Source organism: Cellvibrio japonicus Ueda107, assembly GCF_000019225.1.
GTDB lineage: Bacteria > Pseudomonadota > Gammaproteobacteria > Pseudomonadales > Cellvibrionaceae > Cellvibrio > Cellvibrio japonicus.
The window spans coordinates 1,100,073-1,118,319 of record NC_010995.1 but is presented as its reverse complement, the minus strand read 5'-3'; the positions used below and the strand labels follow the sequence as shown (position 1 = coordinate 1,118,319).

The window sequence follows — 18,247 nt, the reverse complement described above, 5'->3', positions numbered from 1 at the left end:
AGGCGCCCTAGCCAAAGTTTGGCAAAATGGCGCGCCCTCTTAACCATCACAGTGAGATCGTCTGATGGGATTAGCCATTCTTGCCTTGTTTATCGCTTGTGCCCTCTACGTCCAGTTCCGCGGCCAGGTGCAACACGAGCGTTTTACACGCAAATTAACCGACCACTCCAACTTCCTGGCCCCGGTAAACTGCCTGTTCTATGCCTTCTCCACGCAGAAAAACACTCCCTTTGTGGACCCCGGGCAATTCCCGGAGCTGAAAATCCTGCAGGAACACTGGGAGACTATCCGCGACGAGGCGATCAACCTCAACCAGGCCGCCCAGATCAAAGCCTCGGCAGACCTGGATGACCTGGGCTTCAACTCTTTCTTCCGCACGGGCTGGAAGCGCTTTTACCTCAAGTGGTATGGCGCCAACCTGACATCCGCCGAGCAGCTCTGTCCCAAGACACTGGCACTGCTCAACCAGCTTCCCAATGTCAAAGGCGCCATGTTCACCATGCTGCCGCCCGGTGCGCGCCTGCAAAAGCACCGCGACCCCTATGCCGGCTCCCTGCGCTATCACCTGGGCCTGGTCACGCCCAATTCCGATGCCTGCTATATCTCGGTCGATGGCCAGAAATACGCCTGGCGCGATGGCGAAGCCGTGATGTTCGATGAAACCTACATCCACTACGCCCACAACCAAACCGACCAAAACCGCATCATTCTGTTCCTTGATGTCAAACGCCCGGTGAATTTCTTTTTGGTGGATTGGTTTAACGAACTCTTCTCCCGCATTGTGGTTGCGGCATCGGCCACCAAAAACATGCCCGGCGATAAAGTCGGCTGGCTCAACCGCGCGTTCGGCTACCTGTACCAAATCCGCCTGCTCGGTAAAAAAATCAAAAGCTACAACAAAACGCTCTACTATATTTTGCAATACTCACTGTATATCGCATTGATTTACTGGATTTTCTTTTAAGCCCGTTGCGCGCCAGCGCGCAAGCCTTGGTGGATAAGGACATCCATGCCCAACTCGCCCCTCAGTGTGCTGATACACACAGATCCATCGGACACATCCATCATCGCTGCCCCCATCATCATGCCAAGCCGTTTGGCCGCCTTGTTTGTGTTCGCCTCAACCTATCCCATAAAAAATGACGCGACCTTGAAAATGAACTAACGCGCGACAAAAAAACTAATAGCACGACAAAAAATAAAACTTTAAACGACAAATTTTCGGTGAAATATTCTGTAATAGATTTTTTTACAGGCATGAATCAATTTTGCACCAGCAAATCATCAACGCAAGGAGGGCAATAAAAACTGTGTGTCGCGTCAACTAGCCTTGCGATTATTTGCCGGCCCGACACCATCCAAGTAAAGATAGGAGTCTTTCCATGCCCATTGAAATAAAAAATGCGTCATCCTCACCGAACAAAACCGTTGCCTTCGATTTTTCCGATAAAGTGCTTGCCTATGTAGTGGGCATAACCTACTGGAAATTTTCGTTTGGCAGTGACGATCATCACGTAAAAACCCTCTTATTATCGCTCGAAACCAATCAGCCCAATTCAACCCAGGTCACAGCCACCATCACGGCCAGACTCGATGACGATACCGGGCATGGCATTAACAATGGCGATTCACTCATCAATGTATCCTGCATCGCCGTCGTGACGGCAGCGGATAGCAATATCACGCTGGCTAACGCTAATGGCATTTCCTCCGGATCCAGCAGCACAGAGATTTCACTGCCATCCAATACACTCTCCATCGGTGCTGCCTTCCTGTCCGGCTGGTCGCTCTCACAATCGGCAGACCACCATGTAAAAACCTTCCAAACAACCGCAGGCTTTAAACAAAGTGGCAATCTGGGCCAAATTACCAGCCAGGCACAAATGATCGATTCCAGCGGTAATTTTGCCAATGGCGCCATCAATGGCGGACTTGTTGCCGCCTCGACAGCCGAGCGGGGAATTTTGTCAAAGGCGCTCGTCAACCAGCAAACCGGTTCAAGCCAGGATGTGAATTTCAATGTGAACCTTAAGGATGCAAGCGTCATGCTGCAAAGCCTGACGGCTACCTTCGGCAGTAAAGACCACCACATAAAAAGTATTGGTGGGGGCTGCAGCGGTTGGAAAGTGAATGGCCAAAAAGTCACGCTGAATAATGCGCAAGCGTTTATCACCGATGACAGCGGCAACTCACAAAGTAACAGCGACTCCAGTGTGTCACTGGTGGTATTTGCTATCCCGGCATAACCCCCTGCCCCATAGCGCCCGAGCCTTGATAGCCATGCAAGGCTCGCGGTGGTGCCCTTACTGAATTTTATCCGGAGACCCCATGACCAGCTCAGCGCCCACCAGTTCTGATTCTACCCAAACACCTGCTGTAAGAACGTTTCAAATGGATGGCAGTACCCAGGGCAATCTTGCCAGTTCCGTCAACCTGTTTCGCGGTGACGTCAACCTGGCACAAACCCTCTTTACCCTGCCGGGGCGCTCCCAGTCCAATGCACTGGATGTGTCATTGGTGGTGCAATACCAAAGTAATGTATTTCGCGCAGCAACTACCTGGAATGCCGATGCCCCGACCGGCGTGTTGGGCCTGGGCTGGACCCTGCCCCTGACCTGGATCGAAGCCGCCGACAAGGGCTCACCCGCACCGGCCGCGCACCAATACACCCTGTTTGATAACGGCACGCCCAATAACCTGTACCAACAACCGGTCGTGCCCTCGCTGTTTGCATTGGACAGCCAACTGGCGGCCAGCCTGCACAACAACACCACTGTGCCGGCGGCGGTGCGCAGCGCTTTTTTGGCCAACGGCCTGGCGCTGTCAGCAGATGCCCAGGTTTTTGGCACCAGCCCCTGGACCATCGAGGATGCCCGGTTACAGCAACAATTTCGCCTGGATAACACGTCCGGCACCCTGCTCGCTTACGATGGCGGGGAAACCTACCAGTTACAGAACTATCAATTTTGGAAAATCATTTACTACCCGCAGTATGAGCGCTGGCTCATTGTGAGTGACCAGGCAGTCAGGCGCAGCTTTGGTGGGCGCACCGCCGACACCGACAAAGGTTTTGCCACCGCCCAGGGCAACAGCATTGCCTGGTCAGTCTGGTGGACCGATGGCGGCAACGCGGCGGCCTGGACAGGCGCCAGCCAGGACACAAGCAACCAGGTCCAGGTGGCGCGCGCCTGGTATCTTACGGCATTGAGCGACCGTTTCGGCAGCCAGGTGAGTTTTAGCTATAACGCGGGGACACGCAACGCGTCGGGAATCATCCCGGTTGTTGAACAGCAGGTTGGCACCGGCGGCAAACCCTACACCAAGGCGGTTTACATCGATCAGGTGGTGGACAGTTTTGGCCGGGTGATCACCTTCAACTACGGCGATAAGCGTTGGTCAGCAGAGCCCGGATCAGCACGCGAATACTATGATCCGCACAACCCCGTCCCCAGCAATAACCCAAGCCCTTACCAGGATCGCTATGAAACTCGCTACCTGGACAGCGTCGATGTCAATGATCCCTCCAAGGCGCTGATGTTCAGTATTGGCTTCGTGTATGAGCCGCTGCCCAACAGCCCGGTAGCCAATGTCACCCACAATACCGGCAGCCTGCAGGGCGACACCTACAAGCGCTTCCTGACCAGTATCGTGCAATACAACCAGGATGGTGTTGCCCTGCCCGGTTTGCTGTTCGACTACGACCTCGCCATGGATACCGCCGGCGGCCAGCCGGGCGCCCTGCTCGCCGTCACCTATTCCCAGGGCGGTGTGGCGCGCTACACCTACAGCAGTGACCGGCAATTGGTGATGGCCGAGCGCACCACCCTGGCCGAACGCCCCGGTGCCGTGCCGGATGGGGCAACCCCACGGGTATTTTTTGGCGATGATTATGCGGTCGTGTGTTTTTACAACCAGAACAGTTTGCAGCTATCGCTCCAGGTCTATACCTGGACAGGCTCCTGGTTATGCTGGCAATTACAGCCCACCTCCGCGCTGATCGATTCAGCCGGGCTTTCACTGGCGAGCCTGAATGTACAGGCCGCATCTGACTTTTTGACATTGCGCTTCAACCGCACCTCCGGCGACCTGGCTGTCTATGCGTTTGAGCGCGATACCGCGCGCCCGGGCCAATGGCAGGCGGCCACCATTGATGGCCACACCACGGCCCCCGATCAGCCGACACTGACCTACGCCAACACCCAGGGCGTGCCCCAGTTTTTTGGCGGCAACACCTTCTTTGTGGCCAGCCAAATGGACAGTTCAAGCCTTACCGGCAGCTATGATGTGGTTACCTGGCGCTGGACAACACGCACCTGGACACGCGCAACCACGGCGGTGTCGCAGTTCTCCTGGCTGACCGCAGGCCCTGAATACTACGCCGTGCTCGATAGGCGCGGCCAGCTACAACTGGTACACCTTGACGGTCTGCTGCAGTGGCAGTCCGGAACCCCCATCCAGGTTAACGGCCTGGTCACCGATTCCCTGGATGCAATTGCCCTCTCCCCCGGCGCCGGGCTGCTGGTGGTGACGAACCTGACCTCCGCCAATGCACAGCAGAACACCTATCAACAGTGGATTGCCGAATGGGACGCCGGATACAGCATCGCCTTGAGCAGCCATGGCCCGTATACCGATTGGTTTGGTAGCGGCAACCCGCGGCTTGGCTGGACGCCGACCCTTGTCCAGGGAGCCCTGATTGGCACGAATGGAAACCTGCTGCGTCGCAATGGTTCTACCTGGAGTGAGAATACGTCGCTGAATCTGGGCGGCAATCCGCCCGCCAACAGATCGGTTCGCTTTGCCTATGGTGCCAGCTACGCAATCCGTGTCCTGGTACCTACCACCGGGGTGGGATCGGCGGAGGCGCAAGTCATGGCTTTTGATCCGACCCAGGCCAATCCCTGGGTTGGCCCCACGGCACAGGCACAATCACTGCCCGGCCAAACCAGTGCCTCGGACAACTGGCCGTCGGCCAGCGGCGACGACTGGGCGGCCATCGGCCCATACCTGTACTACCGGGGCACAGCGACCAACTGGGGCGCGGTGGTGTCGACTGATGCCGTTGCCAACCTCGCCAGTCTCGCGGCCGGTGTGAAACCGGGAGATAGTTATGATTCGGAGTCCCTGGTCGACGAGGCCCCACTATTCCTGGCCTACACGGTGGATAATGGCGATAGCCAGTCGGTCCAGGCGCTGATACTGGCAAACGGTGGCGTGGATGGTGCACCTGTACCGTTTGCCGGGGAAAAACTGGCAGAAGCCAGCGACGGTGGCGTGGGTGGTGCGGGAACCTCGCCCCAGGGCCCTGGACTCTTCGTGTCGTTTCCCTCCCAGTATGCTTCCCTCGATCAGGCACAGCGCCTGAACCTGCACCGCTATGCCGGCTATGCCGTTGACGGCCCGCTCGAACACTATGCGGTGGTGGCCGTGGAAATGGATGATGGCTTTGGCGATCCGGTTCCCACCGCCTTCCTGCCCGATGCCGGTTCGGCCAGTGCCGACGCCAGCGGCAACATCATCAAGTACTACCAGAACACGGTGTATCCCGGTGCCGAGACGCCTGCCAGTGCGGCCAATGGGTATGTGGTCAGTCGCTACCTGAATGGTATCCAGGACCAGACCGGCGACAATTACTACGACATGCTCGATGGCCTGCTGGTCAGCACCGAGACCTATACCGCAGACAATACGCTGGTGGCTTCCAGCACCACTGGTTGGACGGTTGTCGAAACCCTGGCCAGCAGCCCTGTAGACCCGGCTGCGCCGCCTATTTACCTGCGCGGCGGCTGGGTCACCGCCAGCCAACAAACCGATATGAGTGATGGCGTCTCCAGCAGTACCCTCACCACCTATGTCAGCCAGGGGCTCAGCCTGCCCTACACCGGGCAACCGGTGACACAGACGCGCACCAACTACTCCGGCAATGGCACCCAGGAAACCTTCCAGAGCACAACCCGCTATGGCGTTGAATTGGCATGCTACCCGGCACTGGTGGCGATCCACGCCCTGGCAGACAGTGTGCAGGTCTCAAGCTGGCATTCGGCGGCAGGGCAGGCCCTGCCGGTGGCCGCCAATGCCACGACCTACACCACCTGGCCATCCAATGCCGGTGAGGATGTGCTGACACCAGCCCCCGAGGCCGGGTTTGGCCTGGTCTCCTCCAATAACCCTGAGTTTCCCTTTTCCAGTTATGCCCCCGGGAGCACGCCTGCAGGATGGCAACTCAGCGCCCGCACCACATCGCGCACGGGTTATGGCCAGGAAACCGGCAACCTGGATGCACTGGGTAACCCCAGTGCCACCCTCTATGACATCCGCGACGAGCTGGCGATTGCACGTATCGCCAATGCCACGCCGGATGGCTGTGCCTACCTGGGCTTCCAGCCCTATGAAAGCACTGCGGGATGGAGCTTATCCGGCGTCACCTATGACGACGACGATGCCTACACCGGGGTGCGCGCGGCGGTGCTGCCAGGGGGCAAGGCGGCGTCGATCAGCGTAAGTGTCAAAACTGACCAGCAGCAAACCTATGTGCTGGGGTGCCGCTATCGCACCCCACAGGGTTTTGTGGCGGACGGCAGCGGTTTGAGCGCACGCATCCAGGGCGGTAACTCACAAACCTTTACCCTGGCCTGGGTCGCCACCAACGCCGGGTGGCGCTATGTCACCCTGCCAATCACGCTCACCGGCGAGGCCTCCGGCCCGCTGACCTTGATCCTGAGTGCAACCAACACGACCGCGAGCGATATCCATCTGGACTCCATGCTGGTGACGCCCCTGGTAACCGGGGCAACCATCCGCACCTTTGATCCCGACTCGCAGCAGATCCTGTCGGCCATGGACGCCAGCGGACGCACCAGCCGCACCTACTATGACCGCAGCTACCGCGCCTCGGTATCGGTAGGCAGCTCAGGCCTGGTACGGGAGATCTCAACCAGCTTCCTCTCGCGGCAGGGCTCCACCGATGGCACCTTTGATAGCGCCTCGCCCAATGCCGAGCTGACACTGCACCCCGCCGGGGGCGGTATTCTGGAGAGCTTCCGCGATGGCGGCCTGTGGGCCAGACGCTGGCAACCCGCCAATCCCGAGGCCTGGCAGGTTACCGATGGCGCCCTGCTTCACGCCGGGCCGGCAGCCGATACGCTGACCTGGTCGCAATCGCCAACCGGCACCTATGCTGTTTACTTTGAGGCCCAGGCCTCCAATGCCAGCCTGCTGAGTGTGAATGTGGGCGATATTACCCTGGGCTGGACGGGAAGCAGTTGGACCGCGTCCCAGGCGGCTACATCCTGGATCGCCCTCGCCCATCCCCCGGCCATCGCCACCAAGTGGCTCCTGGTGGTGGGGGATGGTGTGGTGCTGCTCCTGGGGGATGGCCAACTGCTGTTCAGCGAACGTGTCAGTCCCAGCGCGGCGAGAGTATCGATCCGTGTGGCGGGGGCACCGGTCCAACTGCGTAACCTCACAGGTGTTACCGATGTCCGGTTGGGCCTCTCCTACAACGACGCCGGTGGGCGCCAGCGCCAAATCCATCAACTGCACGGGAATACCAGCCTGCTGTGCGAGCTGGTATTCGATGCGCTCAATCGCCAGGTAGCAACGACCAAGAGTGCTCCCGGCTCCTTTGGCGCCGGCGCCAGCCTGCCCACACTGCAATACCGCAGCCACTTCGTGGATGTGGCCGCGTTCCTCTCGGCAATGGACGGGGATTGGGTGATGAGCGGCGATGTCACCGACTACTATGCCGGCCAGACCGACAGCGATGGTGTCGTGCGTCCCGATGACCAGGGGTATCCCTATTGGGGTGCACGCTATGAAGCCTCCCCGCGCTCGGTAAAACTGGAGACCAGCCTGCCCGGCAAGGCCTATGCCATCAACCTCCAGGTCCCGGCGGCGCAGCGTAACACTACCCAATTTGCCTATGCAGCCAACACCGGCAGCGACCCCAGCCTGCCCGCCGGTGAATACAGCCAAACCCGGGTCACCAGCGCCGTTAAAACCATTTCTGCCCAGATCAACGACAAGCTGGGGCAGCAGGTCGCTACGACGTTTTTTGATGCCGAAGGTGCCTTGGTCAACCAGAGTGCCGGCGTGCGCACCTATGCCGCCCCCACTACCGGGCCTATCGCCACCCTGGCACAACAGTTGCCGAATGCACTGACAAGCGGCCCGCAATCCGGCAACAGCAGTTTTGTGCGCCAAACCCTGGCAAACGCCCTCCAGGAAACCACCGCCCTGGGCGATCCCGATACCGGGAGTACCAACTTTATCCTCGATTCTGTCGGCAACCTGCGCTTTGTCCAGCCCGCCATGGGAGCCCATGAGCAATGGTATATCTATTACCGCTATGACCCGATTGGCCGCATGCTGGAAGAAGGGAAAGTAGAGGGTGCCTGGGACCCAGAGCTGCTGGAGGCCAAGGCCGACACCCCGGACTGGCCAGTCGCCGGGCACGATGGCGCTGAAACGGTTGTGGTGACCACCTATGATGGCCCCGGTAGCGACCCAAGCCTGATCGGTATGAAGTGGACCAGTACGACCCTAAATAGCGCGCCTGCACTGCTCCCTTCTGCGAATGACATTAAGGTTGTCGAGCGCTTCGCCTATGACCTTGCCGGTAATATCGTCTCGGTAAGCCAGGATATCTCGGGCGCCGTCACAGCCAGTGGCACCCTGGGTTATGCCTACAACCAGCTCGGCGATGTTATCCAGGTCCGCTTACCTGCCGGGGCGCCGCTCAGCCAGTTGTATTACCAATACGACGACCAGGGCAATATCACTGCCATTGGCACCAACCCCGGCGGCGCCGAGCTCGCCCGCTTTGGCTATTCGGCCGATAACCAGCCCACCACCCAAACCATGGGAGACTGGACGCGCACCACCCACTACAACTCGCCCGGCTGGGTTGCCTCGCTCGGTACCCGCTCAACCGATGGCAATAACCAGAACCTCGACTTTACCCTGGGCTACGACGCCGATGGTGTCATATCGAGTCGGGCTGTCCATTTCGCCTTCACCGGCTTCAGCCTGGACTATAACGACGCCTTCGGTTACGACAGCCAGCGACGCCTGAGCAGCGCAACCGGCGCCTCCGATAGTCGCTATAGCCTCTATGACCCTGACGGCAATCTGTGGAGCATGACCCAGGCCGGCGAGCAGACCGACTTTGGCTACCAGTCCGGTAACAATCAGCTAACGCAGGTGCAGGTCAATGGCGGCAGTGCCAGCAGCCTCACCTACAGCGCGCGGGGCCAGATGACCGCTGGTTTGGGGCGTCAGCTCAACTACGACGATGTGACCGGGATGACCACAGCAATTGCCACAGGCCAGACCAGCATTCGCTTGGCCTACGGCAGCAGCCAGCAGCGGGTGGTCAAGCAGCAATCAGCAGGCTCGATCCGTGTTGACTTTACCGGTGCCGGCCAGGTGGCCGTTGCGAGCCTGATCGATGGCCGCTGGGGTATCACGGTACATGGCCCCACCGGGCTGCTCGCCTGGGTAACCGATCGCACCTACTACCTGCTCACCGATACCACCCAATCGGTGTGGGGAGTGGTTGCCGATGCCGACCTGGTCAGCGCGCGCACCTACCTGCCCTTCGGCACCCTGAGCCAGGCTTATGGACAGGATACGGTTCCCTATGCCTTCCAGGGCCAGACATGGGATGCCGAGGTCGGGCTTTATGACTTCCGCACCCGCCTGTACGACCCGGCTCTGGTGCGCTTCCTGACCCCCGATCCGCAGCGCCAGTTTGCCAGCCCCTATGTGTTTGCCAACAACAGCCCGCTGATCATTGTGGACCCCACCGGGGAAATCTCGGTCTGGGCCCAGGTGGGTATTGGGATCGCCCTGGTGGCCATCACCGCCATCGGGCTGGGCTTAACCCTGTTTACCGGTGGCGCTTCCGATGCGGCCGCCGCGTCGGCCGATGCGGCCCTCCTGGGCGCCGCCGGCGCTGCGGAAGGTGCAACCGCAGCAGCTGAAACCGGTGCTGCTGCAGGCGCAATCGGTGCTGAAGCAGCGGCAGATGCCGGCGCTGCCGCCGGCGCGGCTGGCGCCGAGGGAACTGCCGCTGCGGGTGCCAGCGCCTCCGCCGAAGTGGCAACCGGTGTGACCGCGGCAGAAAGCACGTCTGCCTCCTCGTTCTCCTGGAGCACCTTTGGGGTCAATGTACTCGGTTCCACACTCAACGGCGCGGGAACCAGCGGTCTGAGTTACGACATCCAGCACGGCCGCGACTTTACCGCCAAGGGCTTTTTTGAGGCCATGGGCATAGGCGCCGCCTCCGGCTTCGTCAGCGGTGCCGTGGGCGGCGCGCTCAGCCCGGTGTCCTCCGCCCTGACCGACGGGTTGACCGGCACCTCGGGAGTGCTGGCACGCGCGGCGGCTGGTGCGACGACAAGCGCCATCTCCAGTGTCCTCAGCGCCGATGTAAAAACCGTGTTGACCAATGTGGCCCAGCACCAGCCCTGGTACCAGGGGCTGCTCAAAAGCACCCTCCAGGGCGCAGCGTCAGGCGCTACAACAGGCGCTTTGGGCTCCTTGGGCAAATCCGCCTGGGCCAGCCGCGAAGCCATCGCCGCCAAGGCGGCAAGCAAGGGGCTTATCTCTGACCAGACCGTGCAGAAAGTCGCCACCCTGCCGCAGCTTGCCAAGTCTGCCGCCAGCAGCGATGTCGCCATTGCCGGCTACATACTCGCAGGCTTTTTCCTGCCTGCCGGCTACCTGGTCTGGGGCGCTGCGACAAACTTTAAGACCTAAGCCAAGGGCTCAACACTGATCAACCCAAACCGCATAAAAGGAACTGATTACCATGACATCGCTTTGCTATAACCAGGTGCGCCAGAAAGGATCGCACAACAGTTACCAGCGCCTGGAGGGCTACCCTGACCAGGCGCTCTACTGGCGTATCCGCTCCCTTGAGATTGATATCCACAACGGCAATGACAACGCCAATTGGCCGCCGCTGGAGGGGGATTGGTACGTCTATCATGTCTCGGTCGTCGACCAGGCCAGCAGCGTCAATCGCCTCTCCGACGCCCTGGATGTGCTCTGTGCATTCCATCTGGCCGTACCCGACCATGAGGTGGTCACCCTCTGGCTGGATCTTAAGGACAGTTTTAATACCACCGGTAACCACACCCCGGAGGCACTCGACCGACTGCTGGTGAGCAAACTGGGACGCGACGCGATTTGGGGGCCACCGGATTTGATCGGCACCGAGACCAACCTGCAGGCAGCCGTGGCCAGCTACGGCTGGCCTCCGCTCGACCAGTTGCGCGGCAAGTTCATGATTGCATGCACGACTGGCGACCTGTCATCACCGACATCCCACCTGAACCAGTATGTGGACAATGGCAAGACCGCCAACCAGCGCTTGGCGTTTGTCGCCCCGGAAATCAGTTCCAGCAATCAGATCAGTCAATTCAACTATGCGGTTTTCTTCAATCTGGATTCGAGCCACACCAGCCTCGGCAGCGATATTGCCAGCGCGGGGTTTATCAGCCGTGCCTACGGTTTGGATAGCCAGAAATCCTGGTGCAACGCCTGGAAAGCCAAGATTAACCACCTGACCACCAACATGGTCAATGCCCTGGTCGATGCGTGGGCCCGCACCGACCTGCCGGAAACCGGTTATCCCTTTACCCCGATTGATGCCCAGACAAGCGCGCCGCTGACAGAGCCAGGGGCGCTTTGTGCGATCACCGTGAACTCGGGTGATATCTGGGATAAAAACGACAGTTGTTATTTCCGCTACGACGACACTGCCCCAGCCGGTAAATCGCAGGTTGCGTTTATCGGTAACCCGACATCCCATGTCAACGGCTGGATCAAGGCCGGCGTCATGGTGCGCGCCTCCAATGCAGACAATGCAGCTTACATCGCCATACTGCGCACAGGCAGCAATGGGTTGCGCATCCAATACCGCCGCGACACTGACCAAAAAACCCAGGCTATCGACGCGCAGATTCCCCTGGGGGGCAATGGCAATCCACTGGTCGGCAGCAACACGCCAATCTGGATTCGGCTCGATGTGGCCATGGATGGCAAGTCAGCTACGGCATTTTTCTCCATCGACGGCTCAACCTGGCTCGCCGTGGGCAGTGCGTCGGTTGATAACGCCCTGCAACTGCCAGGCTGGGTTGCCAGTTCCCACAGTGCCGGATCGGTCAAATGGCTGTTCGGTGGCGCGACGCCTCCCGCTAATGGCATTGCCATTGGCGCCAAGGCGTCCGGCCAGTTCACCAGCAGCCCGGCAGACGCTGCCAGCCTGGGCCCCAAACCAGGCTCGGCAAACTGCAGCTAGCGCTTTACACGCCAGACTCTGCAAACTGGATGTCCTGTTTACAGGCTTCATCCAGTTTGCGTTAACAGCACCGGTAAAATTCCACCGCACAAAAAAATTATGGCACCCAACTCCATAAAGCTCTCACCGCAAATAAAAATTTCAGCGTCAACTCAAAATCCTGGCAAAAAAAATTTTAGTAACACGATCAACGGGCTCCCACTCGCCTTTGAACGATTTCATCAAGAATTGCATCGCGCGTAAAAAATACATCACCGCAGGGTGGCGCATTTTCACCGCTTTACGGCTGAAACACTCTCTGCTAGATTTTTTCGACACATAAGCAGTCACTTATCCTTGGAGCGGATATACACGCCGCACAGGCGCACAAGACTGCCCTTAAAAAATTCATTTCCCATACAGCGCAGCAACGCAAAAAAACAAAAAATCCACACCAGAAAAACACAAAAAAAGCGCACGAAGCAACAAAATACGCACGTAAAAAAGATAGGAAAGTTGTAAGGCATTTAGCACTTGTTATAAGACGGAGACTTGTTGTGCATATACCTGAGTTTGCCCCTGCAGCAAGCAAGGTAACCAACACTCTTTTTATTGTGAATTGAGCCAGGAATCCCCCAAGAGAAAGACAATGGCAATTGGTCAGGAATTACTGACTGCTCCCATGGGCGATATGATCCGGCAGATGGCATTCACCATTGCCGAAGCCCAATACAAACTGGACGAAAACTCCATCACTGTAGCCAAGATGATGGGTGGTTTGACCACAGTCATGGATGAGAAAGGCGCTGTCAGGCTCTGCCAAAAGACACCGGGGTTTTTAATAAAGCTTACCCAGGGGGTTAGCCCCTTTCGTTACAGGCACGGACGAAACATGTCCAGCGCCCCTTTGTAATATGGCGTGTTGATATCCAACAACCCCAACACGGAATGGAAAATGTTGTCGTGGCTAAAGGTTTTATCCTTTTGTTGTCGCACACAGGACTGCTCCATTCCCCTATCCGTGTAAAACCCGGGTGAAGCCCAGAAAATAAAAGGCACATGGATCTGGTATTGGGGAGCAATTGCATAGGGCATACCATGGAGGTACATATTGCCCTCGCCCAGGGATTCACCATGATCCGATACATACACCATCAGGGTGTTGTGCGTTTGCTCCATCGCCGTTAGCCAGTTAATTAACTGATCCAGGAAATAATCCGTGTATCGGATGGTATTGTCGTAGGCATTGACCAGGGCTTCGCTTGAGCAGTGGTGCAGCTGGTTGGTTGCGCATACCGGACTAAAAACCTGCATCGCGTCAGGGTAGCGGCGATTGTAGGCAGGGCCATGGCTCCCTTTTTGATGCAGGACAATAAAGTGGTGGCCCCGAGTGACTTTTGCAGCCAGGTTGCGCAACAAAATTTCATCGTAGCAATCCTCGCCATGGCACAAATCCGTATGATGGGTGGGGTCAAGCACTTCATAGTCAACGCGATCACAAACACCTTTACAGCCGGAATTATTGTCACGCCACAGGACTCCAACACCTGCCGCCTTGACAAAATCCAGCAACCCATGGAGTGACCTGGCCTTGGTATGCGTGTATTCCTTGCGAGTCAACAGCGAAAACATGCAGGGTACAGACACAGCCGTTGAAGTACCGCAGGACCAAAAGTCATTGAAGTAAATAATATCCTGTTGTTTTAGCAGCGGGGTTGTATCGCGGGCATAGCCGCCAAGCCCGAAATTGGCTGCGCGGGCTGTCTCGCCAACCACAAAGACCGCCAACACCGGCTTGGTTTGCGCCGAGACACCCCTACCTAAAAAGGCCCCCTCGCTAATCGGTTCAACCAGGATAGGCTTGCGCATCCCATCCTGAACCAACGAAACACTTGCGTTAATAAACCCCAGGGGGTTTTGCATCATACGCACATATTTATGGTTACGAAAAAACGAAGAGTAATAATCGGGCAAGGCCAGTATTAACAGCAGTGCCACGACCAGGGCTCCCACACTCAATAACACGTGCTTTAACAGTTCATCCCCAACAGGGCCAGACACAATGTTAAGCCTGAGGATCAAGAGCGATGGCAATATTCCCAGTACCAGGATATAAGCCAACAATCGGGGGCTAATAAGATCCATGGATTCGTTGATGTCAGTTTCCATCACATTGCGCAGCATCTCCTTATCGATGACTACACCATAGATGTCCATAAAATACGCTGATAATGCGCCGCCCAATAGCAGTGCAATACCCAAGGGCTTTAGCAGGAATGGAAGGCTGACAAGGCTAAAGAAAAACAGGTTAACCAATAACACAACACCTACCAGACTGGCGGCAAACAGCCAATCCTTGACAGTATCAAAACCAATCGTGGCCCAGGCCGATTCGAAAAATGACTTATTCAAGAGCAGGGTAAACACCAGTGCCAACACAATGGCAAATTGACGACGGGTAATGTCCGGCTCACGCTGCTGCTCCTGAGCCCTCAGGGAATGATACCCCGGTAAGACTTTATCCCCGCTCACGGCGTGCTACTCCCTGTTGGCTAGTGGGTATATAAGGCTGCAACAACTGTTGATACAGGATGAAAGCGATTATCCAGCAAACTCCCAGAGACCAGAGATCATGCGATAAAAAATGGGCGCCGCGAAGCTGTTGGGAAACCCCAAAAACAACGCCCGATAAGAGGGGAATACCGAATCCAAGCCAGCGCCATACTGAGCGATAAAAAAGCCCCACAAAATACAGTCCCATCCAGGCATAACCGGCACTGGCATGCCCCGCCGGAAAACAGCCGTCACCCGTCCCCAGCCATAGCTGTTGGGCCAGGGATATATATTCAAGGTCACCGCCATAACGTGCAAAATCCCAGGGACAGGAAATATGGGTTGTTGCTTTTAACAAACTGACAAGCGTACAGCTTGATAGGGCTGTTACCACTAAATAGCGACAGTGAATACGGAGATTTTTTAATACATCCAGGCGATAAGAAAATGCCCATAACAGTGAGAGGCAGGCCAAGAGTGCAAGAGAAAGATATTTACCCCCTTTATGCACCAATACGGCGGTTATCCATTCACGCCTGAATATCCACCCGCCACCCTGGCTGCGATATAAATAATCAGCCAACTGGCTGTCTATTTGAAAGATTTCCAATAGTGCCGTCGCCAATAACAGTAGTATTGCCCCCCAAGCGACGCCCATCCAATAGCGGGGAAAAATTAATGTCAGCGTTAATTTCATCAGTGTGAAATGTCTTGGTATCAGAAAAAATGCAGAGGAAAAAAGTGAGGTGCTGCCAACACAGCAGTTCAACTATTTGCGGATCATATAGGGGGTTGCTTAAACGAATCTTAAGCCTTGGAATTATTCTGCACGTTTACTTAAACGCAAGCGCGCCGCACTCTGGTCGATCACAAAATCAAAGCGCCCCAGGATATCGACGCCGAGCAATCCATCAAACTCACGGGTATCGCCCATGGGCAAATGGGCAAGCAGGTGTTTGTGGAAAGGGATACTGGCCAGGTTGAGTTGCTCTACCGTAAATAAATAGGAATCGACACTACCACTGGCCGTATTGAGTTGGATGGGTTTACGGTTTTTTACCAGATAGGGATGCTGTTCCAGGTAGCGGCTGGTCACACCGCTGAGCGATGCGCCGGTATCCAGTAATAACCGGGCGCTATTGCCTTCGATACTGACCTCCACCAGGAATTGATTGCCATAGCGAGTCAGGGGAATTTCCAGCGTTTCACCCAGGGCGGCATCAATTTGATCGCCATTGAGCTTTGCCAGGATCGCTTCTGCCTGAGGTTGGGATTGCGGATGATTAACCGCCATCAGGGCATGGTATTGTGCCTGATCGCGATCCTCATTATTCAGGTGCAGGTTTGCCAGGGCCAAATGCAGCTCACCGTCATCGGCGGTGAGTTTGATCAGGTTGTTAATCTGCTCGATCAACCATAAACGCTCTTCACCAAACAGGCTCGGGCTCTGTGCCAATTTGAGCAGGTACTGCTTAAGGTGCTGGATAGCGCCTTCCACTTTTGCGGCATCCAATTCGTAGCGCAAATATTGGAACCAGGCATCGACTGATTCGCGTTGCCTGCCCAGTTGTTGCTGCACTTGCGCCAGCAGTAACCAGGCGGGCGCCGATTGTGGATGCTGTTGCAAATAACGCCTCAGGGACTGGGCCGCCTGTACCTGGTCACCACCGGCCAGCAAACGCTGGATCTCATCCCACAGCGGGGCTTCTGCCCCAGGCAGGGCAGCGGGTGGTTGGGACTGTGTGGGAGCGGGTGAGATAGCAGGCTCAATTACTTCCGGCGGGACAACGGTGTGCGCTGCCGGAGGGACTTGCAGTCGGTAGCGATATTCCGTCACCAGCACACCTGCCGCAAAAGCAACCACCATCAGTACACCGGTTGTTGTACGCTTCACCCGGCTATTCCCCCGCCCGGGCTGTCGAGCTGTGTTGACTGCGAATTTTCGCCTGAAGATAACGATCGATGGCTTCAGGTTTGGTCACTGTCGCAAAACGTTTGACCGGTTTTCCCTCGGGATCAAGCAGGAACTTGGTGAAATTCCATTTAATCGATTGCCCCAGTAAACCGGGCAACGCCGCCTTGAGCCAATGAAACAGCGGGTGGGCATCAGCACCATTCACATCAATCTTGGCAAACATGGGAAAGGTCACCCCGTAGTTAACCTGGCAGGTTTGGGCAATATCACTGGCATCGCCCGGCTCCTGCCCGCCAAACTGGTTACAAGGGAACCCCAGGATCACCAACCCCTTATCCCTGTATTTCTGGTAGAGCTGTTCCAGGCCGGCATATTGCGGGGTAAAACCGCATTGGCTGGCCGTGTTTACAACCAGCACCCACCGTCCGCTGTAATCCGCCAGGGATACCGGCTGGCCGGCCAGGCTATCGGCCGTAAACTGGAAGAAGGGACTGGTCATAAAGCACCTCGTGAACGACTGGGCTCGAATCAATCACGTTACACGGATTGGTTAATATTCTGCCGCCGGTTTATCCAGGGAGCGGATACGGATATGGCGATAAAAAACTTCCGCACCTTCAGACTGGATCTGGATTTTGCCACGCACCAGGGGCAGCTTGCGACCGCCGCTTAACTGCCAGGAGTTGTGGGCACGCAAGACCTCGTGGCCATTGACCTTATGGATCAGGGTATGGCCATCGGCGATGACCTCCAGGGTATTCCACTCGCCGCTCGGTTTTTCGTAATCACCGCGCTTGAGGATCCGTGCCGCTATATCGCGCGTGAGCGGCAGCGAGGGATCATAGCGGTAAAAATGCCAATTGCCTTCATTGGCCGGGCCGACGGACGCATCGACGCTCACCCCATCCAGGCTGTGGTAATCGCCACAATCGCCCTCCTGGATTTGAAACTCATGGCTGCGCATCCAGTGATCGCTTTGTGCGCCATGGGGCCCTGCGGCAAAGTACAGGATGCCGCTATCGCGTTTGGCATCCAGCCGTGGCGGCCATTTTTTCTCACCCCATTTCATGTCCATGCTCAGGTGGAAATTTTCAAACTCGGCGTCGGTCGTCAAACCGCCCCACTCCTCCCCGGACACACGCAACAGGCCATCCACCACACTGAATACCTGTTTGGGATCCTGCCCGACACCACGCGGTTTGTGTTTGGACTTGAGGTCATGGGCATTGGTTTCCGGTTGATAGCTGATATAAGCCTCCCAGCCTTGCAGGTCCCGGCCATTGAACAGGGATTGCCATTCCCCCGCCATAACTCCACTGCTCAGGGCCAGCAGCCAGGCTCCGCCAATCAGGTGACGCACAGAATCCATTGGGAACACTCCTCGGGATCAGTAAAAGGGATAGAGAATAAAGCCCGCCAGCCTAAAAGCCACCGGCATAGGCGTCTATATATCCACGCCGACCATTACAGTCTTTTACGCAAACAGGCGAACT

At 57.0% G+C, this 18,247-nt stretch carries 11 protein-coding genes; 6 read left to right on the top strand and 5 right to left on the bottom strand.

The features are described 5' to 3' along the window. Positions 1-64 precede the first annotated feature (64 nt). The 6 genes from CJA_RS04670 (at position 65) to CJA_RS04650 (ending at position 13,199) form a co-directional block, all read left to right on the top strand. Positions 65-964 (top strand): aspartyl/asparaginyl beta-hydroxylase domain-containing protein, encoded by a 900-nt coding sequence (locus CJA_RS04670; protein WP_012486600.1) that lies wholly within the window; start codon positions 65-67, stop codon positions 962-964. A gap of 45 nt (positions 965-1,009) precedes the next feature. Continuing rightward, positions 1,010-1,165 (top strand): hypothetical protein, encoded by a 156-nt coding sequence (locus tag CJA_RS19440; protein WP_158304050.1) that lies wholly within the window; start codon positions 1,010-1,012, stop codon positions 1,163-1,165. A gap of 217 nt (positions 1,166-1,382) precedes the next feature. Beyond that, positions 1,383-2,246 carry a hypothetical protein gene (locus tag CJA_RS04665; protein ID WP_012486597.1) on the top strand — a complete coding sequence of 288 codons (864 nt, stop codon included), beginning with the start codon at positions 1,383-1,385 and terminating at the stop codon, positions 2,244-2,246. 82 nt (positions 2,247-2,328) lie between these two features. Beyond that, the gene (locus tag CJA_RS04660; RefSeq protein WP_012486596.1) at positions 2,329-10,761 is read left to right on the top strand and encodes an RHS repeat-associated core domain-containing protein; all 8,433 of its coding nucleotides are present in this window, start codon (positions 2,329-2,331) and stop codon (positions 10,759-10,761) included. Between the two features lie 52 nt (positions 10,762-10,813). Beyond that, positions 10,814-12,307, top strand: coding sequence for a Ca2+-dependent phosphoinositide-specific phospholipase C (locus CJA_RS04655; protein ID WP_012486595.1), 1,494 nt, complete (start codon positions 10,814-10,816; stop codon positions 12,305-12,307). 628 nt (positions 12,308-12,935) lie between these two features. Then, positions 12,936-13,199 (top strand): hypothetical protein, encoded by a 264-nt coding sequence (locus CJA_RS04650; protein ID WP_041551090.1) that lies wholly within the window; start codon positions 12,936-12,938, stop codon positions 13,197-13,199. Here the strand turns inward: CJA_RS04650 and CJA_RS04645 are convergent. The 5 genes from CJA_RS04645 to CJA_RS04625 all read right to left on the bottom strand — a co-directional run bounded on the left by CJA_RS04645 (position 13,160) and on the right by CJA_RS04625 (position 18,123). After that, positions 13,160-14,818: a phosphoethanolamine transferase gene (locus CJA_RS04645; RefSeq protein WP_012486594.1), complete on the bottom strand. Its 1,659-nt coding sequence runs from the start codon at positions 14,816-14,818 to the stop codon at positions 13,160-13,162. The two genes, CJA_RS04650 and CJA_RS04645, sit on opposite strands and share 40 nt — an antisense overlap. After that, the gene (locus tag CJA_RS04640) at positions 14,805-15,536 is read right to left on the bottom strand and encodes a phosphatase PAP2 family protein (protein WP_148208801.1); all 732 of its coding nucleotides are present in this window, start codon (positions 15,534-15,536) and stop codon (positions 14,805-14,807) included. The genes CJA_RS04645 and CJA_RS04640 overlap by 14 nt, the downstream gene beginning before the upstream one ends. 123 nt (positions 15,537-15,659) lie before the next feature. Further along, on the bottom strand, positions 15,660-16,733 hold the full coding sequence (locus tag CJA_RS04635) for a retropepsin-like aspartic protease family protein (protein ID WP_148208800.1): 1,074 nt from the start codon (positions 16,731-16,733) through the stop codon (positions 15,660-15,662). A 4-nt stretch (positions 16,734-16,737) separates the two neighbouring features. After that, positions 16,738-17,253 (bottom strand): glutathione peroxidase, encoded by a 516-nt coding sequence (locus CJA_RS04630; RefSeq protein WP_012486591.1) that lies wholly within the window; start codon positions 17,251-17,253, stop codon positions 16,738-16,740. Positions 17,254-17,304: 51 nt separating this feature from the next. Then, positions 17,305-18,123, bottom strand: coding sequence for a 3-keto-disaccharide hydrolase (locus tag CJA_RS04625; protein ID WP_012486590.1), 819 nt, complete (start codon positions 18,121-18,123; stop codon positions 17,305-17,307). Positions 18,124-18,247 lie beyond the last annotated feature (124 nt).